Here is a 22,738-nt window from a genome sequence, read left to right as displayed (position 1 = left end):
TAAAAAAGCCCCCGCTAGGCGGGGGCTTTTTCAAGTCATCACTTATTAAGCGATGATTTTGGCTACGACGCCAGCGCCGACGGTACGACCGCCTTCACGAATAGCGAAACGCAGACCGTCTTCCATTGCGATGGTTTTGATCAGGGTGACAACCATTTTGATGTTGTCGCCTGGCATTACCATTTCAACGCCTTCCGGCAGTTCGCAGTTACCGGTCACGTCAGTGGTCCGGAAGTAGAACTGTGGACGGTAGCCTTTGAAGAACGGAGTGTGACGACCGCCTTCTTCTTTGCTCAACACGTACACTTCAGCTTCGAAGGTAGTGTGCGGCTTAACCGAACCTGGCTTGACCAGAACCTGGCCACGCTCTACGTCGTCACGCTTGGTGCCGCGCAGCAGCACGCCGCAGTTCTCGCCAGCACGACCTTCGTCGAGCAGCTTACGGAACATTTCAACGCCGGTGCAGGTGGTGACAACAGTGTCACGCAGACCAACGATTTCCAGCGAATCCTGAACCTTGACGATACCGCGCTCGATACGGCCAGTTACAACAGTACCGCGACCGGAGATCGAGAATACGTCTTCGATTGGCATCAGGAACGGCTTGTCGATAACACGAATTGGATCTGGGATGTAGCTGTCCAGAGTCTCAACCAGTTTACGAACGGCAGTGGTGCCCATTTCGTTGTCGTCTTGGCCGTTCAGAGCCATCAGAGCCGAACCGATGATGATCGGAGTGTCGTCGCCCGGGAAGTCGTAAGTGCTCAGCAGATCGCGCACTTCCATCTCTACCAGTTCCAGCAGCTCAGCGTCGTCTACCATGTCAGCCTTGTTCAGGAAGACAACGATGTACGGAACGCCAACCTGACGGGACAACAGGATGTGCTCACGGGTTTGTGGCATCGGACCATCAGCGGCCGAGCAAACCAGAATAGCGCCGTCCATCTGAGCAGCACCGGTGATCATGTTTTTCACATAGTCAGCGTGACCTGGGCAGTCAACGTGAGCGTAGTGACGGATCAACGAGTTGTATTCAACGTGCGCAGTGTTGATGGTGATACCACGAGCCTTTTCTTCCGGAGCGCTGTCGATTTTGTCGAAAGCAACAGCGGCCGAACCGAAAACTTCGGAGCAGACACGAGTCAGAGCAGCAGTCAGCGTGGTTTTACCGTGGTCAACGTGACCGATGGTGCCAACGTTAACGTGCGGGAGGTCACGTACAAATTTTTCTTTAGCCACGACAATTAACTCCTAGCCTAAAGGGGCTGAATCAGCCTTGTTTTTTGGTAACAGTTTCGACGATATGCGACGGAGCTGTATTGTATTTTTTGAATTCCATAGAGTAGCTTGCGCGACCTTGGGACATGGAGCGAACGTCGGTTGCGTAACCGAACATCTCACCCAACGGAACCTCGGCACGAATCACTTTGCCGGAAACCGTATCTTCCATACCCAGGATCATGCCGCGACGACGGTTAAGGTCGCCCATCACGTCACCCATATAGTCTTCAGGTGTAACAACCTCTACCGCCATGATCGGCTCAAGCAGCTCACCACCGCCCTTCTGGGCCAGTTGCTTGGTCGCCATGGATGCAGCCACCTTAAACGCCATCTCGTTGGAGTCGACGTCGTGGTAGGAACCATCAAACACAGTAGCCTTCAGGCCGATCAGCGGATAACCGGCAACAACGCCGTTCTTCATCTGCTCTTCGATACCCTTCTGGATAGCCGGGATGTATTCCTTAGGAACCACACCACCCACTACTTCGTTCACGAATTGCAGACCTTCCTGACCTTCGTCAGCAGGAGCAAAACGGATCCAGCAGTGGCCGAACTGACCACGACCGCCGGATTGACGAACGAACTTGCCTTCGATTTCACAGTTCTTCGTGATGCGCTCACGATAGGAAACCTGAGGCTTACCGATGTTGGCTTCGACGTTGAACTCACGGCGCATCCGGTCAACCAGGATGTCCAGGTGCAACTCGCCCATGCCGGAGATGATCGTTTGACCAGTCTCTTCATCAGTCTTGACGCGGAAAGATGGATCTTCCTGAGCAAGCTTGCCCAGAGCAACACCCATTTTTTCCTGGTCGTCCTTGGTCTTAGGCTCTACGGCAACCGAAATAACCGGCTCCGGGAAGTCCATGCGAACCAGGATGATTGGCTTGTCACCGTTGCACAAAGTCTCACCAGTGGTGACGTCCTTCATGCCGATCAAGGCCGCGATGTCACCAGCGCGCACTTCCTTGATTTCTTCACGGGCGTTTGCGTGCATTTGCACCATACGACCCACGCGCTCTTTCTTGCCTTTGACCGAGTTGATCACGCCGTCGCCGGAGTTCAACACGCCCGAGTAAACACGGACGAAGGTCAAGGTACCCACGAATGGGTCGGTGGCAATTTTGAATGCCAGAGCGGAGAACGGTTCGCTGTCATCTGCATGACGCTCCAGCTCGATAGTCTCGTCATCCGGGTCAGTACCCTTGATGGCAGGAATATCAACTGGTGCAGGCAGGTAGTCGATAACGGCGTCGAGAACCAGGGGAACACCCTTGTTCTTGAAGGAAGAACCGCAAACAGCCAGAACGATCTCACCAGCGATAGTACGCTGACGCAGAGCGGCCTTGATTTCCTCATTGGTGAGTTCTTCACCTTCGAGGTACTTGTTCATCAGCTCTTCGCTGGCTTCGGCCGCAGCCTCAATCATGTTGCCGCGCCACTCGTCAGCCATTTCCTGCAGTTCAGCAGGGATAGGCTTGCGAACTGGAACCATGCCTTTGTCGGAGTCATTCCAGTAGACCGCTTCCATAGCCATCAGATCGATCTGACCCTGGAAATTGTCTTCGGAACCGATAGCCAACTGGATTGGCACCGGGGTGTGACCCAGACGCTGCTTGATCTGACCGATCACGCGCAGGAAGTTGGCACCAGCACGGTCCATCTTGTTTACGTAAACAAGACGTGGAACGCCGTATTTGTTGGCTTGACGCCATACGGTTTCCGACTGAGGCTCAACACCCGAGGTGCCGCAGAACACAACAACCGCGCCATCGAGAACACGCAGGGAACGTTCAACTTCAATAGTGAAGTCAACGTGGCCCGGGGTGTCGATGACGTTGAAGCGGTATTGGTCCTTGTGCTGCTTCTCGGAACCCTGCCAGAAGGCGGTAATGGCAGCAGAAGTAATGGTAATACCACGCTCCTGCTCCTGAACCATCCAGTCTGTGGTCGCGGCGCCGTCATGCACCTCGCCCATTTTGTGACTTTTGCCAGTGTAAAAAAGGACGCGCTCGGTGGTGGTGGTTTTACCAGCATCCACGTGAGCAACGATACCAATGTTACGGTAGCGATTAATCGGTGTTGTACGAGCCATAAAGCCCTCGCAAAATTAGTGACGCTAAAATTAGAAGCGGTAGTGCGAGAAAGCTTTGTTAGCTTCAGCCATACGGTGCACGTCTTCACGCTTCTTAACTGCAGCACCTTTACCTTCGGCAGCGTCCAACAGTTCGCCAGCCAAACGCAGAGCCATAGACTTCTCGCCGCGCTTGCGGGCGAAGTCTACCAACCAGCGCATTGCCAGGGCGTTACGACGGGACGGACGAACTTCGACCGGAACCTGGTAAGTAGCACCGCCTACACGGCGCGACTTCACTTCGACCAGCGGAGCGATGGCGTCGAGAGCTTTCTCGAAGATTTCCAGGGGGTCGCTGTTCTTGCGTTCTTTAACCTTTTCCAGCGCGCCATAAACGATACGCTCGGCAACGGCTTTCTTGCCGCTTTCCATCACGTGGTTCATGAACTTGGCCAGGATCTGGCTGCCGTATTTTGGATCGTCAAGCACTTCGCGCTTGGCTGCTACGCGTCTTCTTGGCATGGATAAGCCCTCAAACGGTCTTCAGGTTCGCTCGGAATCGGTGCCCTTTCGGGACGCCTCCGACCTTACTCTTATCGACTCAGAAAAATAAAAAATCAGTTTTACAAAAAGCCGCTACTACTTAGGCTTCTTGGTACCGTACTTCGAACGACCCTGGTTACGACCTTTAACGCCGGAAGTATCCAAAGAACCGCGTACGGTGTGATAACGAACACCTGGCAAGTCTTTTACACGACCGCCGCGGATCAGTACCACGCTGTGCTCTTGCAGGTTGTGGCCTTCACCGCCGATGTACGAGGAAACCTCGAAACCGTTGGTCAGGCGCACACGGCATACTTTACGCAGTGCCGAGTTAGGTTTTTTCGGCGTGGTGGTATACACACGGGTGCATACGCCACGACGTTGCGGGCAGTTCTGCAGCGCAGGTACGTCGGATTTCTCGACGATACGCTTACGCGGCTGACGTACCAGCTGGTTGATAGTTGCCATCTACTAGCTCCACTGTTGTCTTGCGACGCTATTGTCTTGCAAGAAAAGCAAAATGGCAGGAACGAATTCCCGCCAAATTTAGGGGTACAAGAGTCTAAAGAGGATCTTGTCCCCAGTCAAGGCAAGGCCCCGACCTCCCCGCTCATCCAATCTCGACAATTTGTCTCGATTCGACGAACGGAGCGACCAGGGCCTCACGCTCATTACCGCAGAACTCAGTTACCGCTAGAGTTCAGCGCTTCGGTCAGTGCAGCTTCCACTTCACTGGCGCTTACGCGCAACGGCTTGTCAGCTTCACGGCGACGCTTGCGCTCGCTGTGATATGCCAGGCCGGTACCCGCCGGGATCAGACGACCCACGACTACGTTTTCTTTCAGGCCGCGCAAGTAATCGCGCTTGCCGGTTACCGCCGCTTCGGTCAGTACACGGGTGGTTTCCTGGAAGGAAGCCGCCGAGATGAACGATTCGGTGGACAACGACGCCTTGGTGATACCCAGCAACACACGAGTGAACTTGGAAACGAATTTCTCGTCGCCAGCCAGACGCTCGTTCTCTACCAGAACGTGAGTCAATTCCATCTGGTCGCCCTTGATGAAAGTGGAATCGCCAGATTCAGCGATTTCAACTTTACGCAGCATCTGACGCAGGATGGTCTCGATGTGCTTATCGTTGATCTTCACGCCTTGCAGACGATAAACGTCCTGGATCTCGTTCACGATGTACTTGGCCAGCGCACTCACACCCAGCAGACGCAGAATGTCGTGTGGATCGCTTGGACCGTCGGAGATAACTTCGCCGCGGTTTACCTGTTCGCCTTCGAAGACGTTCAGGTGACGCCACTTCGGAATCAGCTCTTCGTACGGATCGCTACCGTCGTTCGGGGTAATGACCAGACGGCGTTTGCCTTTGGTCTCTTTACCGAACGCGATGGTGCCGCTGACTTCAGCCAGAATCGAGGCTTCTTTCGGACGACGTGCTTCGAACAAGTCGGCAACACGTGGCAGACCACCGGTGATGTCACGGGTCTTCGAAGTCTCTTGCGGGATACGAGCGATAACATCACCGATCGCAATCTTCGCACCATCCGCAACACCGACCAGGGCGTTGGCTGGCAGGAAGTACTGAGCGATAACGTCAGTGCCTGGCAGCAACAAGTCCTTGCCGTTGTCATCAACCATCTTCACAGCAGGACGGATATCTTTACCGGCAGCTGGACGGTCTTTGGCGTCGAGTACTTCAATGTTGGTCATACCGGTCAATTCGTCAGTCTGACGCTTGATCGTGATGCCTTCTTCCATGCCCACGTAGGTCACGGTACCTTTCATTTCGGTAACGATTGGGTGAGTGTGCGGATCCCACTTGGCCACGATTGCGCCAGCGTCGACCTTGTCACCTTCTTTAACCGAAATCACGGCACCGTACGGCAGCTTGTAACGCTCGCGCTCACGACCGAAGTCATCAGCGATCGCCAGCTCACCGGAACGGGACACAGCAACCAGGCAACCATCCACTCGCTCAACGTGCTTCAGGTTATGCAGACGGACGGTACCGCCATTCTTCACCTGAACGCTGTCAGCAGCGGAGGTCCGGCTTGCCGCACCACCGATGTGGAACGTACGCATGGTCAGCTGGGTACCCGGCTCACCGATGGACTGGGCAGCGATAACGCCGACCGCTTCACCGATGTTGACCTGGTGACCACGAGCCAAATCACGGCCGTAGCACTTGGCGCAAATGCCATAGCGGGTTTCGCAGCTGATCGGCGAACGCACGATAACTTCGTCGATGCTGTTCAGCTCGATGAACTCGACCCACTTCTCATCTACCAGGGTGCCGCCAGGAACGATAACTTCCTCGGTACCTGGCTTGAATACGTCACGGGCAATGACACGACCCAATACGCGCTCACCCAACGGCTCAACAACGTCACCGCCTTCAATGTGCGGAGTCATTACCAGGCCATGTTCGGTGCCGCAATCGATCTCGGTCACAACCAGATCCTGCGCCACGTCTACCAGACGACGAGTCAGGTAACCGGAGTTCGCAGTTTTCAACGCGGTATCCGCCAAACCTTTACGAGCACCGTGAGTGGAGATGAAGTACTGAAGTACGCTCAAACCTTCACGGAAGTTCGCAGTAATCGGCGTTTCGATGATGGAACCGTCCGGCTTGGCCATCAGGCCACGCATACCGGCGAGCTGACGGATCTGCGCAGCAGAACCCCGTGCGCCCGAGTCGGCCATCATGTACATCGAGTTGAAGGACTCCTGGTCGACTTCGACGCCATGGCGGTCGATGACTTTCTCTTTCGAGAGGTTGGCCATCATCGCCTTGGAAACTTCGTCGTTCGCCTTGGACCAAAGGTCGATCACTTTGTTGTACTTCTCGCCCTGGGTTACCAGGCCGGAGGCGTACTGACTTTCGATCTCTTTCACTTCATCAGTTGCAGCATTGATGATGCGGGCTTTTTCATCCGGGATAACGAAGTCGTTAACACCGATGGAAACGCCGGAAATGGTCGAATAGGCAAAACCGGTGTACATCAACTGGTCAGCGAAGATCACGGTCTCTTTCAAACCAACCACGCGGTAGCACTGGTTGATCAGCTTGGAGATCGCCTTTTTCTTCATCGGCTGGTTGACGACGTCGTACGACAGGCCAGGTGGAACAACCTGGAACAACAGCGCACGGCCGACAGTGGTGTCGACGATACGGGTGTTCTTGACGCTGCCACCATCACGATCGTTGACGGTTTCGTTGATCCGCACTTTGACCTTGGCGTGCAGTGCGGCTTCGCCGGCACGGAACACACGGTCAACTTCCTGCAGATCCGCGAACACACGACCTTCGCCTTTGGCGTTGATCGCTTCACGAGTCATGTAGTACAGACCCAATACAACGTCCTGCGACGGAACGATGATTGGCTCACCGTTGGCTGGCGACAGGATGTTGTTGGTCGACATCATCAACGCACGCGCTTCCAGCTGGGCTTCCAGCGTCAGCGGTACGTGCACGGCCATTTGGTCGCCGTCGAAGTCGGCGTTGTACGCAGCACAGACCAGAGGGTGCAGCTGGATAGCCTTGCCTTCGATCAGTACCGGTTCAAACGCCTGGATGCCCAGACGGTGAAGGGTCGGTGCACGGTTGAGGAGAACCGGGTGTTCACGGATCACTTCAGCGAGAACGTCCCAAACCTCTGGCAGTTCGCGCTCGACCATTTTCTTGGCAGCTTTGATGGTGGTCGCGAGACCACGCATTTCCAGCTTGCCGAAAATGAACGGCTTGAACAGCTCGAGAGCCATTTTCTTCGGCAGACCGCACTGGTGCAGACGCAGGGTCGGACCTACGGTAATTACCGAACGACCCGAGTAGTCAACACGCTTACCGAGCAAGTTCTGACGGAAACGACCCTGCTTACCCTTGATCATGTCAGCCAGGGATTTCAGAGGACGCTTGTTCGAACCGGTGATAGCGCGGCCACGACGGCCGTTGTCGAGCAGTGCATCGACAGCTTCCTGCAACATACGCTTTTCGTTGCGCACGATGATGTCCGGAGCGGACAGATCAAGCAGGCGCTTCAAGCGGTTGTTACGGTTGATCACTCGACGATACAGGTCGTTGAGGTCGGAAGTCGCGAAGCGACCGCCATCCAGCGGGACCAGTGGACGCAGATCTGGCGGCAGAACCGGCAGAACGGTCAGCACCATCCATTCTGGAAGGTTGCCGGAACCCTGGAAGGCTTCCATCAACTTCAGACGCTTGGACAGCTTCTTGATCTTGGTTTCGGAGTTGGTTTGCGGAATTTCTTCACGCAGACGGCCAATCTCGTGTTCCAGGTCGATAGCGTGCAGCAGTTCACGGACAGCTTCGGCACCCATGCGGGCATCGAAATCATCGCCAAACTCTTCCAGCGCTTCGAAGTACTGCTCGTCGTTGAGCAGCTGACCTTTTTCAAGGGTGGTCATGCCTGGATCGATAACGACATAGCTCTCGAAGTAGAGAACGCGTTCGATATCACGCAGGGTCATGTCCATCAGCAAGCCGATACGCGACGGCAGCGATTTCAGGAACCAGATGTGGGCAACTGGCGAAGCCAGCTCGATGTGCGCCATGCGCTCACGACGAACCTTGGCCAGCGCGACTTCAACGCCGCACTTCTCGCAGATCACACCACGGTGCTTCAAGCGCTTGTACTTACCGCACAGGCACTCGTAATCCTTTACCGGGCCAAAGATCTTGGCGCAGAACAGGCCGTCACGTTCTGGTTTGAACGTACGGTAGTTGATGGTTTCCGGCTTTTTAACTTCACCGAACGACCACGAACGGATCATCTCAGGCGATGCCAATCCAATACGGATGGCGTCGAACTCTTCGACTTGACCCTGGTTTTTCAGCAAATTCAGTAGGTCTTTCAAGGCCTTTCCTCCTGGCGGAGCAGAGAGCGGGCAATCCTGCCCCGCTCTCGATTCGCGTCACGTGTTATTCGGTTTCCAGATCGATATCGATGCCGAGGGAACGAATTTCCTTGATCAACACGTTGAAGGACTCGGGCATGCCCGGCTCCATACGGTGATCGCCATCCACGATGTTTTTGTACATCTTGGTACGGCCGTTCACATCGTCCGACTTCACTGTGAGCATTTCTTGCAGAGTGTAAGCAGCACCGTATGCTTCCAGTGCCCAGACCTCCATCTCCCCGAAACGCTGACCACCGAACTGTGCCTTACCACCCAGCGGCTGCTGGGTAACCAGGCTGTACGAACCGGTAGAACGAGCGTGCATCTTGTCGTCTACCAAGTGGTTCAGCTTCAGCATGTACATGTAGCCAACAGTAACCGGGCGCTCGAACTTGTTGCCGGTACGGCCGTCGGTCAGCTGCATCTGGCCGCTCTCTGGCAGGTCTGCCAGTTTCAGCATGGCCTTGATTTCGCTTTCCTTGGCGCCGTCGAACACTGGAGTGGCCATTGGAACGCCGCCGCGCAGGTTCTTCGCCAGGTCCAGGATTTCCTGGTCGGAGAAACTATCCAGATCTTCGTTACGACCGCCGATCTGGTTGTAGATCTCGTCGAGGAATTTACGAAGCTCAGCGACTTTACGCTGCTCTTCGATCATCCGGTTGATCTTCTCGCCCAGACCTTTAGCCGCGAGGCCGAGGTGGGTTTCAAGGATCTGACCAACGTTCATACGCGAAGGTACGCCCAACGGGTTGAGGACGACGTCGACCGGGGTGCCATTGGCATCGTGCGGCATGTCTTCAACGGGCATGATCACGGAGACCACACCTTTGTTACCGTGACGACCGGCCATCTTGTCGCCCGGCTGGATGCGGCGACGGATTGCCAGGTAAACCTTGACGATTTTCAGCACGCCTGGAGCCAGGTCATCGCCCTGCTGCAGTTTGCGCTTCTTGTCTTCGAACTTGTCGTCCAGCAGACGGCGACGATCAACGATGTAGGCCTGGGCCTTCTCGAGTTGCTCGTTCAGAGCATCTTCAGCCATGCGCAGTTTGAACCACTGACCATGCTCAAGACCGTCGAGCACTTCGTCGGTGATGTCCTGACCTTTCTTCAGACCAGCGCCGCCTTCAGCCTTGCGGCCTACCAGAGCGGAACGCAGACGTTCGAAAGTCGCGCCTTCAACGATACGGAACTCTTCGTTCAGATCCTTGCGGATCTCGTCGAGCTGAGTCTTCTCGATCGACAGTGCACGAGCATCACGCTCAACGCCGTCACGGGTGAAGACCTGTACGTCGATGACGGTACCCTTGGTGCCGGTAGGCACACGCAGGGAGGTGTCTTTAACGTCGCTGGCTTTTTCACCGAAGATGGCACGCAACAGCTTCTCTTCCGGAGTCAGCTGGGTCTCGCCTTTCGGAGTGACCTTACCGACCAGAATGTCGCCTGCGCCAACTTCAGCACCTACGTAAACGATACCGGCCTCGTCCAGCTTGTTCAGTGCAGCTTCACCCACGTTCGGGATGTCTGCAGTGATTTCCTCTGGCCCAAGCTTGGTGTCACGTGCCACACAGGTCAGTTCCTGAATGTGGATCGTGGTAAAGCGATCTTCTTGAACAACTCGTTCCGACAGGCAGATGGAGTCTTCGAAGTTGTAACCGTTCCAGGCCATGAACGCGATGCGCATGTTCTGACCCAGTGCCAGCTCACCCATGTCGGTGGACGGGCCGTCAGCCATGATGTCGCTGCGCTGAACCCGATCACCTTTACGCACCAGCGGACGCTGGTTGATGCAGGTGTTCTGGTTGGAGCGGGTGTACTTGGTCAGGTTGTAGATGTCGACACCAGCTTCACCGGTTTCAACTTCGTCATCAGCAACACGAACCACGATACGGCTGGCATCAACGGAGTCGATCACGCCGCCACGACGAGCCACGACGCAAACGCCGGAGTCACGGGCTACGTTACGCTCCATGCCGGTACCGACCAGCGGCTTGTCAGCGCGCAGGGTGGGTACAGCTTGACGCTGCATGTTCGAACCCATCAACGCACGGTTGGCGTCATCGTGCTCGAGGAACGGGATCAGCGACGCTGCAACCGAAACTACCTGCTTCGGCGAAACGTCCATCAAGGTGACGTCTTCCGGCGCCTTGACGGTGAACTCGTTCAAGTGGCGAACAGCTACCAGCTCGTCGATCAGCATTTTCTTGTCGTTCATCGTGGCCGAAGCCTGAGCGATCACGTGATCAGCTTCTTCGATGGCGGACAGGAACACGATCTCGTCGGTGACCAGAGCGTCTTTCACCACACGGTATGGGCTCTCGAGAAAGCCGTACTGGTTGGTGCGCGCATAAGCGGCCAGGGAGTTGATCAGGCCGATGTTCGGACCTTCCGGCGTTTCAATCGGGCATACACGACCGTAGTGAGTCGGGTGTACGTCACGAACTTCAAAGCCAGCGCGCTCACGAGTCAAACCGCCAGGGCCGAGTGCAGACACACGACGCTTGTGGGTAATCTCGGACAGCGGGTTGTTCTGGTCCATGAACTGGGACAGCTGGCTCGAACCGAAGAACTCTTTCACCGCCGCAGCCACTGGCTTGGCGTTGATCAGGTCTTGCGGCATCAGGCCTTCGCTTTCAGCCATCGACAGACGCTCTTTGACCGCACGCTCAACACGTACCAGGCCAACGCGGAACTGGTTCTCGGCCATTTCGCCTACGCAGCGAACACGACGGTTACCCAGGTGGTCGATGTCATCGACGATGCCTTTACCGTTACGGATGTCGACCAGGGTCTTCAATACCGCGACGATATCTTCCTTGCACAGCACGCCCGAACCTTCGATCTCGGTACGACCGATACGACGGTTGAACTTCATCCGGCCGACCGCAGACAGGTCATAGCGCTCAGGGCTGAAGAACAGGTTGTTGAACAGGGTCTCGGCAGCGTCTTTGGTTGGCGGCTCGCCTGGACGCATCATGCGATAGATCTCGACCAGCGCTTCCAATTGGTTGCTGGTGGAATCGATCTTCAGGGTGTCGGAGACGAACGGACCGCAGTCGATGTCGTTGGTGTACAGAGTTTCGATGCGAACAACCTGGGACTTGGCGATTTTGGCCAGGATCTCGGTGTTCAGCTCGGTATTGCACTCTGCCAGGATTTCGCCGGTTGCCGGATGCACGATGACCTTGGCGGTAGTGCGACCCAGGACGTAGTCCAGAGGCACTTCCAGGGTCTTGAGACCGGCTTTTTCGATCTGGTTGATGTGGCGCGCAGTAATACGACGACCAGCCTCAACAATGACCTTGCCCTTCTCGTCCTGAATATCCAGAACAGCAATTTCACCACGCAGACGCGAAGCAATCAGTTCCAGGCTGAGGGTTTCGCCGCTCAGATGGAAAACGTTGGTGGTGTAGAACGCGTCGAGCACTTCTTCAGTGGTATAGCCGAGCGCGCGCAGCAATACCGATGCAGGCAGCTTGCGACGACGGTCAATACGCACGAATACGCAGTCTTTCGGGTCGAACTCGAAGTCCAGCCACGAACCGCGGTATGGAATGATGCGCGCGGAGTACAGCAGTTTGCCGGAGCTATGCGTCTTGCCGCGGTCGTGGTCGAAGAACACGCCCGGGGAACGGTGCAGCTGGGAAACGATTACACGCTCGGTACCGTTGATTACGAAGGTACCGTTTTCAGTCATCAGGGGGATTTCACCCATGTAGACTTCTTGCTCTTTGATGTCCTTGATCGCTTTGTTCGACGATTCTTTGTCGAAAATGATCAGGCGCACTTTTACCCGCAAAGGTACGGCGTAAGTAACACCGCGCAACACGCATTCTTTGACATCAAATGCCGGTTCGCCCAGGCGATAACCGACGTACTCCAGCGCAGCATTGCCGGAGTAGCTGATGATCGGGAAAACGGATTTGAAGGCCGCATGCAGGCCCACGTCGCGGAACTGATCTTTAGTCGCTCCCGCCTGCAAGAATTCACGATACGAATCCAGCTGGATTGCCAGGAGATACGGCACATCCATGACGTCCGGCAACTTGCTAAAGTCCTTGCGGATACGTTTTTTCTCAGTATATGAGTAAGCCATCAGCGTTCCCCAGCTTGGTCACCTGCTTGTTTGGCCCCTCCCGACGGGAGCAGCCAGAAAATCGTGCAAACCCCATGGTTTGCTCCACCGCATCCGGTGGTTACAGCTCGCTACCAGCACCGACCCAGTCGGCTGCCAATAACGGAAAAAGGCCGGTGGCAAGAGCCACCAGCCATCAGCCTTTCGCTTAACGCTCGGGCTGGAGACGCAAGGTCGATGCTTACTTCAGCTCGACTTTAGCGCCTGCTTCTTCCAGAGTGGCTTTAGCTTTGTCAGCTGCATCTTTCGATACGGCTTCCAGAACAACGCCAGGAGCGCCGTCAACTACTGCCTTGGCTTCTTTCAGGCCCAGACCGGTCAGTTCACGTACTGCCTTGATCACGTTAACTTTCTTCTCGCCAGCTTCCAGCAGCATGACGTTGAATTCAGTTTGTTCTTCAACAACGGCGGCAGCAGCAGCTGGACCAGCCGATGCAGCAGCAGCGGTAACACCGAAGGTTTCTTCCATCGCTTTGATCAGCTCAACGATGTCCACTACGGATTTCTGGCCGATTGCTTCGATGATTTGTTCGTTAGTCAGAGACATGACTCAATTCCTGAATTGGGGGATAGCCTGCAGGCCATCGAAATAAACAAAAATACGCGAGAGATAAAACGCTCAGCCTCAGGCTGCAGCAGCTTCTTTCTGGTCGCGAATTGCCGCCAGAGTACGAGCCAATTTGCTGGTTGCGCCTTGAATCACGCTCATCAGCTGAGAAATTGCTTCGTCACGGGTCGGCAGAGTTGCCAGTACGTCGATTTGGTTAGCTGCGAGGAACTTGCCCTCGAACGCAGCTGCCTTGATCTCGAACTTATCCTGACCTTTTGCGAATTCCTTGAAGATACGAGCAGCAGCGCCCGGATGTTCGTTGGAGAATGCAATCAAGGTCGGGCCAGTGAACACGTCGTTGAGAACACTGAATTCAGTGCCAGCAACAGCGCGCTTGAGCAGGGTGTTACGTACTACACGTACGAAAACGCCAGCTTCACGAGCCTCTTTACGGAGTCCGGTCATCGCGCCTACTGTTACGCCACGGGCATCAACCACGACAGCGGACAGAGCGACTTTGGCAGCCTCGTTGACTTCAGCGACGATGGCCCTCTTGTCTTCGAGTTTAATTGCCACGGGTTTAACTCCTGCTTGTTACCGTTTCATCCAACCGAGGCCGGATGTCGTTTTGGTGTCTGATTCGGTAAGGAACCGGGAGCACCATCTGCGTAGGCTTGAGGTTTAAGACTTGCGCCGCCTACGGTCTTGGATAGCCCCCGCCAGGCAGGGACCCCAATCTTGCAATTGGCACAATCGCTTGCGCCAACCTGTGTCTTACGCGTCGAGCGAGCCTTGGTCGATGACCAGACCTGGACCCATGGTAGTGCTCAGGGTAACGCGCTTGACGTAAATGCCTTTCGAGGAAGCTGGCTTGATACGCTTCAGATCAGCGATCAGGGCTTCAACGTTTTCCTTCAGCTTGACGGCGTCGAAGCCGATCTTGCCAACGGAAGTGTGGATGATGCCGTTTTTGTCGGTGCGATAACGAACCTGACCAGCCTTGGCGTTTTTAACCGCGGTAGCTACGTCTGGCGTTACGGTGCCGACTTTAGGGTTAGGCATCAGGCCACGTGGACCGAGGATCTGACCCAACTGACCAACAACGCGCATTGCATCCGGGGATGCGATAACGACGTCGAAGTTCAAGTTACCGGCTTTCATTTCGGCAGCCAGGTCGTCCATACCTACACGGTCAGCGCCGGCAGCCAGAGCGGCCTCAGCAGCTGGACCCTGGGTGAACACGGCAACGCGAACGGTCTTGCCAGTGCCGTGTGGCAGCACAGTAGCGCTACGAACGACCTGGTCAGATTTACGCGGGTCAACGCCCAGGTTCACAGCAACGTCGAACGACTCGCTGAACTTGACAGTCGACAGCTCAGCCAGCAGAGCAGCAGCGTCTACAAAGTTGTAGGACTTGCCTGCTTCGATTTTGCCGGCGATAGCCTTTTGACGCTTGGTCAACTTAGCCATTACACACCCTCCACGTTAAGGCCCATGCTACGAGCAGAACCGGCGATAGTGCGCACGGCTGCATCCATATCAGCTGCAGTCAGATCCGCGTTTTTGGTTTTCGCGATTTCTTCCAGCTGAGCACGAGTCACAGTGCCAACCTTAACGGTGTTCGGACGAGCGGAACCGCTAGTCAGACCAGCCGCCTTCTTCAGCAGAACCGAAGCAGGGGTGGATTTAGTTTCGAAAGTGAAGCTACGGTCGCTGTAGACAGTGATGATCACTGGAGTCGGCAGGCCTGGCTCAATACCCTGGGTACGGGCGTTGAAAGCTTTGCAGAATTCCATGATGTTCACGCCGTGCTGACCCAGTGCAGGACCAACAGGTGGGCTTGGGTTAGCCTGAGCGGCCTTCACTTGCAGCTTGATGTAAGCGGTAATCTTCTTGGCCATGAGGCACTCCAATTACGGGTTCGAACGCCTCGAAAGGCTCCCCGGTTACTTGCGCGTTTATCCCAGTGACGACAAAACCCCACAGCCTAAGGCTGCGGGGTTGGGATGCTTGCTCAGCTAGACCTTTTCGACCTGGCTGAACTCTAGCTCTACCGGAGTAGAGCGACCGAAAATGAGCACTGCCACTTGGATACGGCTCTTTTCGTAGTTAACTTCTTCAACCGTGCCAGTAAAATCAGCAAACGGTCCGTCGTTGACTCGTACCGACTCACCTGGCTCGAACAACGTCTTCGGCTTCGGCTTGTCGCTACCATCAGCAACGCGACGCAGAATCGCTTCTGCCTCTTTATCTGTGATCGGTGCAGGTTTATCAGCAGTACCGCCGATGAAACCCATCACCCGAGGAGTATCCTTGACCAAGTGCCAAGTACCCTCGTTCATGTCCATCTGTACCAGCACATAACCTGGGAAGAATTTGCGCTCGCTTTTGCGTTTCTGGCCATTACGCATTTCAACCACTTCTTCAGTGGGAACCAGAATTTCGCCGAAGCCATCTTCCATGCCAGCCAGCTTTACGCGCTCTACCAACGAGCGCATGACATGCTTCTCGTAACCGGAGTAAGCATGCACAACGTACCAACGCTTAGCCACGGGACACCCTTAGCCGACAATCAAGGAAACAAGCCAGCCGAGCAGGGAATCAAGACCCCACAACAGCAACGCCATAACCAGAACAACAGCCACTACTATCAACGTGGTCTGCGTGGTTTCTTGGCGAGTTGGCCACACGACTTTACGAATCTCGGTGCGAGCTTCCTTCACCAGTACAAAGAAAGACTTGCCCTTAACTGTCTGCAGGCCTACAAAGGCAGCTACAGCAGCAATGGCGAGAAGTGCCAGTACGCGGTACAGGATCGGCGAAGCAGAGTAATACTGATTGCCAACAACGCCAACAACCACCAAAGCGACTACTACTAGCCACTTGAGCAGATCGAAGCGAGAGCCTTGAGCTTCAGCTTTAGGAGTCATCTATGAAGATCCTGTGAAAAGAAAGCCAAACCCACCAAGTGAATCTGGCAGGTCAGGAGGGAATCGAACCCCCAACCTACGGTTTTGGAGACCGTCGCTCTGCCAATTGAGCTACTGACCTAAAACAAAATCAGGCCGACCATTATGCCGGCCTGAAAAAGACATTACAACAACTTACTCGATGACTTTTGCCACGACACCCGCGCCAACGGTACGACCGCCTTCACGAATAGCGAAACGCAGACCATCTTCCATCGCGATGGTTTTGATCAGGGTAACGGTCATTTGAACGTTATCACCGGGCATAACCATCTCAACTCCTTCTGGCAGCTCGCAGTTACCAGTCACATCAGTCGTACGGAAGTAGAACTGTGGACGGTAGCCTTTGAAGAATGGCGTATGACGACCACCTTCTTCCTTGCTCAGAACATAAACCTCAGCAGTGAACTTGGTATGCGGCTTGACGGTGCCCGGCTTGACCAATACCTGGCCACGCTCAACATCATCACGCTTGGTACCACGCAGCAATACGCCGCAGTTCTCACCTGCACGACCTTCGTCGAGCAGCTTGCGGAACATCTCTACACCAGTGCAAGTGGTCTTGACCGTGTCACGAAGACCAACGATCTCGACTTCTTCCTGAATGCGGACAATGCCACGCTCAACACGGCCAGTCACAACAGTACCGCGACCGGAGATCGAGAAAACATCCTCGATCGGCATCAGGAACGGCTTATCAATAGCGCGCTCAGGCTGCGGAATATAGCTATCCAGAGTCTCGACCAGCTTCTTGACGGCAGTGGTGCCCATCTCGTTGTCGTCTTGACCGTTCAGCGCCATCAGCGCAGAACCAATGATGATCGGAGTGTCATCACCTGGGAAATCATAAGTGCTCAACAGGTCTCGCACCTCCATCTCAACCAGCTCAAGCAGCTCCGCATCATCGACCATGTCAGCCTTGTTCAGGAAGACCACGATGTACGGAACGCCTACCTGGCGCGACAGGAGAATATGCTCACGGGTCTGCGGCATCGGACCATCAGCGGCCGAGCAAACCAGAATCGCGCCATCCATCTGTGCAGCACCGGTGATCATGTTTTTTACGTAGTCGGCGTGACCAGGGCAGTCAACGTGTGCATAGTGACGCACGGCCGAATCGTATTCAACGTGAGCGGTGTTGATGGTAATACCACGAGCTTTTTCTTCTGGGGCGCTATCGATCTTGTCGAAGTCGACCTTTGCCGAACCGAAGACTTCGGAGCAGACACGGGTCAAGGCTGCAGTCAGAGTAGTTTTGCCGTGGTCGACGTGACCAATGGTGCCTACGTTGACGTGCGGCTTATTACGTTCGAACTTTTCCTTAGCCATCGAAATCACCCTCAGGAGAAGAATGTTACAAGTCAAACAAGCCATTAAAACAAAGGCAGATATTTTCATATCTGCCTTGTTATATGGAGCTCTTGAGCGGATTTGAACCGCTGACCTCACCCTTACCAAGGGTGTGCTCTACCAACTGAGCTACAAGAGCGTAACACTGTGCAAGATCTGCAAACTTGGAGCGGGTAGCGGGAATCGAACCCGCATCATCAGCTTGGAAGGCTGAGGTTCTACCACTAAACTATACCCGCGAGGTTGCAACTCTCGCTAAAAATGGTGGAGGGGGAAGGATTCGAACCTTCGAAGTCGTAGACGTCAGATTTACAGTCTGATCCCTTTGGCCGCTCGGGAACCCCTCCTAAGCGAGCCGGCATTCTACATCATGCCAGCCTTCTGTCAAGCATTTTCTCATTAAAAACCTGAGGTTAGCTGCGTTGACCTCGCTTCGCGGTGCTGGCCCCTAAAGGTCTTCACTGCGAAGCGGGCGCCATTCTATGCAAACTAATTTGAAGGCGCAACCCCCTCGCACGGCATTATTTTATGTTTTAACTCATTGAATTCTCTGGAAAGGTTTTGCAGCTGCACATCGTCCAGCCAACGCCGGCTTTCAGGTGCGACTCGCACCCAATAACCAGGGGTATCCGGGAGATCTTTAGGCAAGGCCTGGAATTTTATTTCCATGCCGGTGAGACGCCGCTCAATGGCCTGGGCAACATCCTGACGCGTATAGCCGCCTACATAGAGGCACCCGCTCTCAGGCTGGGCAGTCTTGGCTTTGTCCCGCGCCGCATCATTGGATTCGCTCAACAGGCGGATATCCTGCTGTGAGCCACGATAGAGACTCAGCGGGGTTACGTCTTTAGCTCGCAGAGGCGCCTCCTGCTGATGCCAGATGTAATAGAAGACGTTGAGGACAAGCAGGAGCAGGAACAACCAACGCATAAACACCTCAGGTCAGGGGGCACGCCATCGCCAGGCCGACGAACACCAGATCGGGCACCACTCGGGCCTCAGGCACTACGCCCGCCACCAGGTCGGCATCGCCGCCGGTAAGGAACACGCAAAAGTCCTCACCCCAGTAACTGCGAGCCAGCTCCAGTTGAGTCAGGACAAAACCCCTGAGCATCAACGAACATCCACGCTCGACCGCCTCGACGGTTGTGCGACCAGGGGCGAGACTTTCCAGGGCGCGCTCGGCAGCAAGGTCGCCGTAACGGATCTTGCGCGTATGGGTGCGCAGTTGATTACGCATGAGAGGCATCCCCGGACAGATAAAGCCGCCGAGATGCTCGCCATCCTTGCCAATGAAGTCAGCGGTAACGGCAGTGCCAAAATCGAGGACCAGGCACGCGCCGGACGCCAGGTGAAATCCACCCAGCATCGCCAGCCAGCGATCAAGCCCCAGGCGCTCGTACTCTTCATAGCCATTGCGAACACCGGACATTTGGCGAGACGGCGCCGCACAGGCAACCGCCACGCCATAGGCGCTCATCAACAGGGAGGTCAGCGCGCCGGTTTCTTCGGTAGTCCTGACGCTTACCAGCCGGCAATAGGTCAGGGACAGGTGCTCAATCGCATTCAGACTTTCCAGCAACGCCAGATCTGAATCAACGACACCCTCTCCTACGGTTTTACCCGCAGCGACACCCAGTACCCGCCATTTGATAAAACTGTTTCCGCAGTCGAGCTCAAGAATCATCACGCAACCTCAGGCTGAGCTCACCACCGCTAAAGACTTTCTCCACACCATCCACCTTCAAGCGCAACGCACCTTGCTTATCGATACCCAGCACTTCACCGTTAATCTGGTTGACCCCGGCAATCAGCGATACCGCGCGCCCCTGCCATAGATGATTCTGCTCCCACTCCGACTGAATGGCAGAAAACCCGTCGACCTGATGCCGGCGTAAATAACCCTGCAGCTTCTCGCCCAGTACTGCGACCAGCTGGTTGCGATCGAATACCTTGCCTGTCTCGAGGCGCATCGATGTCCACTGCTGATCTACTTCATCGGTAAGCTGCATGTTCACATTGATTCCGACGCCGAGTACTACGTGACAGACGTCTGCCGGGTCGCCGACCAATTCGAGTAATATGCCGGCGATTTTTTTCTGCCCGACCAATACGTCGTTGGGCCATTTCAGGCCTGCCGTCGACACATCAAGCTCGCGCAAAGCCTGCATCACTGCAAGACCGACGACCAGACTCAAGCCTTCGAGCTGACGCATTCCACCTTCAATGCGCAGCACCAGGCTGTAGTAGACGTTTTCGGCAAACGGACTGACCCACTTGCGTCCACGCCGTCCACGACCTGCAGTCTGCCTTTCGGCCAGCACCAGGAAAGGCGCGGCCTGGCCACGCTCGATAGCGCGCAAGGCCTCGGCATTGGTCGAGTCTATCGAGTCGAACACCAGGACTGGCCAATCGCAGGCCGGAGCGGCCTCGCTGATGCTGACGGGGTCGAGCAGGGTCAATGGCACAGCCAGCTGATAGCCGCGGCCGCGCACTTTATGTATGGATAAGCCCAGCTCAGCTTCCAGTAGCTGGAGCTGTTTCCAAACCGCGCTACGACTGACACCCAAGGCAACGCCCAGGGCCTCGCCAGAGTGGAACCGGCCATCCTTTAGAAGCTTCAACAACGTCAGCATGCAAGTCTCGCCTCACAATGAGGCCCGCATGATAGCCATGCCCCGGGCCGTTGCATAGAAACACAAGTACCCGGACTTTCCTGCGGACAAAAACAAAACCCCTACCTGCATACGCAGATAGGGGTTTCGGAATTTAATCTTGACGATGACCTACTCTCACATGGGGAAACCCCACACTACCATCGGCGATGCATCGTTTCACTGCTGAGTTCGGGATGGGATCAGGTGGTTCCAATGCTCTATGGTCGTCAAGAAATTCGGGTACCGAATCGTGGCCAGCTGGCCGCGCTTCAGCAAAGTGGGTATGTGATAGCTGTCGGTGTTTAGTGAGCATCGAACTTTCGGTTCATTGCGTCTTCACACACCGCAATCTGATGCTCTTTCGAGAAGCAAATTGCTTGGGTGTTATATGGTCAAGCCTCACGGGCAATTAGTATTGGTTAGCTCAACGCCTCACAGCGCTTACACACCCAACCTATCAACGTCGTAGTCTTCGACGGCCCTTCAGGGGACTCAAGGTCCCAGTGAGATCTCATCTTGAGGCTAGTTTCCCGCTTAGATGCTTTCAGCGGTTATCTATTCCGAACATAGCTACCCGGCAATGCCACTGGCGTGACAACCGGAACACCAGAGGTTCGTCCACTCCGGTCCTCTCGTACTAGGAGCAGCCCCTCTCAAATCTCAAACGTCCACGGCAGATAGGGACCGAACTGTCTCACGACGTTCTAAACCCAGCTCGCGTACCACTTTAAATGGCGAACAGCCATACCCTTGGGACCGGCTTCAGCCCCAGGATGTGATGAGCCGACATCGAGGTGCCAAACACCGCCGTCGATATGAACTCTTGGGCGGTATCAGCCTGTTATCCCCGGAGTACCTTTTATCCGTTGAGCGATGGCCCTTCCATACAGAACCACCGGATCACTAAGACCTACTTTCGTACCTGCTCGACGTGTCTGTCTCGCAGTCAAGCGCGCTTTTGCCTTTATACTCTACGACCGATTTCCGACCGGTCTGAGCGCACCTTCGTACTCCTCCGTTACTCTTTAGGAGGAGACCGCCCCAGTCAAACTACCCACCATACACTGTCCTCGATCCGGATAACGGACCTGAGTTAGAACCTCAAAGTTGCCAGGGTGGTATTTCAAGGTTGGCTCCACGCGAACTGGCGTCCACGCTTCAAAGCCTCCCACCTATCCTACACAAGCAAATTCAAAGTCCAGTGCAAAGCTATAGTAAAGGTTCACGGGGTCTTTCCGTCTAGCCGCGGATACACTGCATCTTCACAGCGATTTCAATTTCACTGAGTCTCGGGTGGAGACAGCGCCGCCATCGTTACGCCATTCGTGCAGGTCGGAACTTACCCGACAAGGAATTTCGCTACCTTAGGACCGTTATAGTTACGGCCGCCGTTTACCGGGGCTTCGATCAAGAGCTTCGCGTTAGCTAACCCCATCAATTAACCTTCCGGCACCGGGCAGGCGTCACACCCTATACGTCCACTTTCGTGTTTGCAGAGTGCTGTGTTTTTAATAAACAGTCGCAGCGGCCTGGTATCTTCGACCGGCATGAGCTTACGGAGCAAGTCCTTCACCCTCACCGGCGCACCTTCTCCCGAAGTTACGGTGCCATTTTGCCTAGTTCCTTCACCCGAGTTCTCTCAAGCGCCTTGGTATTCTCTACCCAACCACCTGTGTCGGTTTGGGGTACGGTTCCTGGTTACCTGAAGCTTAGAAGCTTTTCTTGGAAGCATGGCATCAACCACTTCGTGTTCTAAAAGAACACTCGTCATCAGCTCTCGGCCTTAGACTCCCGGATTTACCTAAGAGTCCAGCCTACCACCTTAAACTTGGACAACCAACGCCAAGCTGGCCTAGCCTTCTCCGTCCCTCCATCGCAATAACCAGAAGTACAGGAATATTAACCTGTTTTCCATCGACTACGCTTTTCAGCCTCGCCTTAGGGACCGACTAACCCTGCGTCGATTAACGTTGCGCAGGAAACCTTGGTCTTTCGGCGTGGGTGTTTTTCACACCCATTGTCGTTACTCATGTCAGCATTCGCACTTCTGATACCTCCAGCAAGCTTCTCAACTCACCTTCACAGGCTTACAGAACGCTCCTCTACCGCATCACCTAAGTGATACCCGTAGCTTCGGTGTATGGTTTGAGCCCCGTTACATCTTCCGCGCAGGCCGACTCGACTAGTGAGCTATTACGCTTTCTTTAAAGGGTGGCTGCTTCTAAGCCAACCTCCTAGCTGTCTAAGCCTTCCC

16 protein-coding genes, 4 tRNA genes and 2 rRNA genes (1 of these 22 cut by a window edge) are annotated in these 22,738 nt (G+C 55.0%); all 22 read right to left on the bottom strand.

The window, feature by feature from the left end:
• Positions 1-45: 45 nt before the first annotated feature.
• A complete protein-coding gene (tuf, locus tag ACYZTK_RS18145) occupies positions 46-1,239 on the bottom strand; it encodes an elongation factor Tu (protein WP_282379303.1) in 1,194 nt (397 codons plus the stop codon).
• Between the two features lie 31 nt (positions 1,240-1,270).
• A complete protein-coding gene (gene fusA / locus ACYZTK_RS18140; RefSeq protein WP_462011128.1) occupies positions 1,271-3,376 on the bottom strand; it encodes an elongation factor G in 2,106 nt (701 codons plus the stop codon).
• A 30-nt stretch (positions 3,377-3,406) separates the two neighbouring features.
• On the bottom strand, positions 3,407-3,877 hold the full coding sequence (gene rpsG, locus ACYZTK_RS18135) for a 30S ribosomal protein S7 (protein ID WP_002555493.1): 471 nt from the start codon (positions 3,875-3,877) through the stop codon (positions 3,407-3,409).
• 117 nt (positions 3,878-3,994) lie between these two features.
• On the bottom strand, positions 3,995-4,366 hold the full coding sequence (gene rpsL, locus ACYZTK_RS18130; protein ID WP_002555494.1) for a 30S ribosomal protein S12: 372 nt from the start codon (positions 4,364-4,366) through the stop codon (positions 3,995-3,997).
• A gap of 215 nt (positions 4,367-4,581) precedes the next feature.
• A complete protein-coding gene (rpoC, locus tag ACYZTK_RS18125) occupies positions 4,582-8,781 on the bottom strand; it encodes a DNA-directed RNA polymerase subunit beta' (RefSeq protein WP_462011127.1) in 4,200 nt (1,399 codons plus the stop codon).
• Positions 8,782-8,845: 64 nt separating this feature from the next.
• Positions 8,846-12,919: a DNA-directed RNA polymerase subunit beta gene (rpoB, locus tag ACYZTK_RS18120; RefSeq protein WP_462011126.1), complete on the bottom strand. Its 4,074-nt coding sequence runs from the start codon at positions 12,917-12,919 to the stop codon at positions 8,846-8,848.
• 220 nt (positions 12,920-13,139) lie between these two features.
• Positions 13,140-13,505 (bottom strand): 50S ribosomal protein L7/L12, encoded by a 366-nt coding sequence (gene rplL, locus ACYZTK_RS18115; protein ID WP_462011125.1) that lies wholly within the window; start codon positions 13,503-13,505, stop codon positions 13,140-13,142.
• A 78-nt stretch (positions 13,506-13,583) separates the two neighbouring features.
• On the bottom strand, positions 13,584-14,084 hold the full coding sequence (rplJ, locus tag ACYZTK_RS18110) for a 50S ribosomal protein L10 (protein ID WP_462011124.1): 501 nt from the start codon (positions 14,082-14,084) through the stop codon (positions 13,584-13,586).
• A gap of 198 nt (positions 14,085-14,282) precedes the next feature.
• Complete coding sequence (gene rplA / locus ACYZTK_RS18105; RefSeq protein ID WP_462011123.1) at positions 14,283-14,978, bottom strand: 50S ribosomal protein L1; 696 nt, start codon at positions 14,976-14,978, stop codon at positions 14,283-14,285.
• A complete protein-coding gene (rplK, locus tag ACYZTK_RS18100; RefSeq protein WP_003210097.1) occupies positions 14,978-15,409 on the bottom strand; it encodes a 50S ribosomal protein L11 in 432 nt (143 codons plus the stop codon). Before rplK ends, rplA begins: the two co-directional genes overlap by 1 nt.
• Positions 15,410-15,526: 117 nt before the next feature.
• Positions 15,527-16,060: a transcription termination/antitermination protein NusG gene (nusG, locus tag ACYZTK_RS18095; RefSeq protein WP_007896622.1), complete on the bottom strand. Its 534-nt coding sequence runs from the start codon at positions 16,058-16,060 to the stop codon at positions 15,527-15,529.
• 9 nt (positions 16,061-16,069) lie between these two features.
• Positions 16,070-16,438, bottom strand: coding sequence for a preprotein translocase subunit SecE (gene secE / locus ACYZTK_RS18090; protein WP_008145488.1), 369 nt, complete (start codon positions 16,436-16,438; stop codon positions 16,070-16,072).
• A gap of 45 nt (positions 16,439-16,483) precedes the next feature.
• Positions 16,484-16,559, bottom strand: a tRNA-Trp gene (locus ACYZTK_RS18085).
• A gap of 53 nt (positions 16,560-16,612) precedes the next feature.
• Positions 16,613-17,806, bottom strand: coding sequence for an elongation factor Tu (tuf, locus tag ACYZTK_RS18080; RefSeq protein WP_007896619.1), 1,194 nt, complete (start codon positions 17,804-17,806; stop codon positions 16,613-16,615).
• Between the two features lie 84 nt (positions 17,807-17,890).
• A tRNA-Thr gene (locus ACYZTK_RS18075) sits at positions 17,891-17,966 on the bottom strand.
• Positions 17,967-17,992: 26 nt separating this feature from the next.
• Positions 17,993-18,066: transfer RNA gene (locus ACYZTK_RS18070), tRNA-Gly, on the bottom strand.
• 23 nt (positions 18,067-18,089) lie between these two features.
• A tRNA-Tyr gene (locus ACYZTK_RS18065) sits at positions 18,090-18,174 on the bottom strand.
• Positions 18,175-18,316: 142 nt separating this feature from the next.
• Complete coding sequence (locus ACYZTK_RS18060; protein ID WP_462011122.1) at positions 18,317-18,757, bottom strand: hypothetical protein; 441 nt, start codon at positions 18,755-18,757, stop codon at positions 18,317-18,319.
• 7 nt (positions 18,758-18,764) lie between these two features.
• Entirely contained in the window at positions 18,765-19,514 is a 750-nt protein-coding gene (locus ACYZTK_RS18055) for a pantothenate kinase (RefSeq protein WP_462011121.1), read from the bottom strand.
• A complete protein-coding gene (gene birA / locus ACYZTK_RS18050) occupies positions 19,504-20,463 on the bottom strand; it encodes a bifunctional biotin--[acetyl-CoA-carboxylase] ligase/biotin operon repressor BirA (RefSeq protein WP_462011120.1) in 960 nt (319 codons plus the stop codon). The genes ACYZTK_RS18055 and birA overlap by 11 nt, the downstream gene beginning before the upstream one ends.
• Positions 20,464-20,600: 137 nt before the next feature.
• Positions 20,601-20,716, bottom strand: a 5S ribosomal RNA gene (gene rrf / locus ACYZTK_RS18045).
• A 156-nt stretch (positions 20,717-20,872) separates the two neighbouring features.
• Positions 20,873-22,738, bottom strand: a 23S ribosomal RNA gene (locus ACYZTK_RS18040); it runs 1,026 nt beyond the window's last position.

Source organism: Pseudomonas sp. LB3P31 (assembly GCF_054897945.1).
This window is presented reverse-complemented; position numbering and strand designations above follow the sequence as displayed.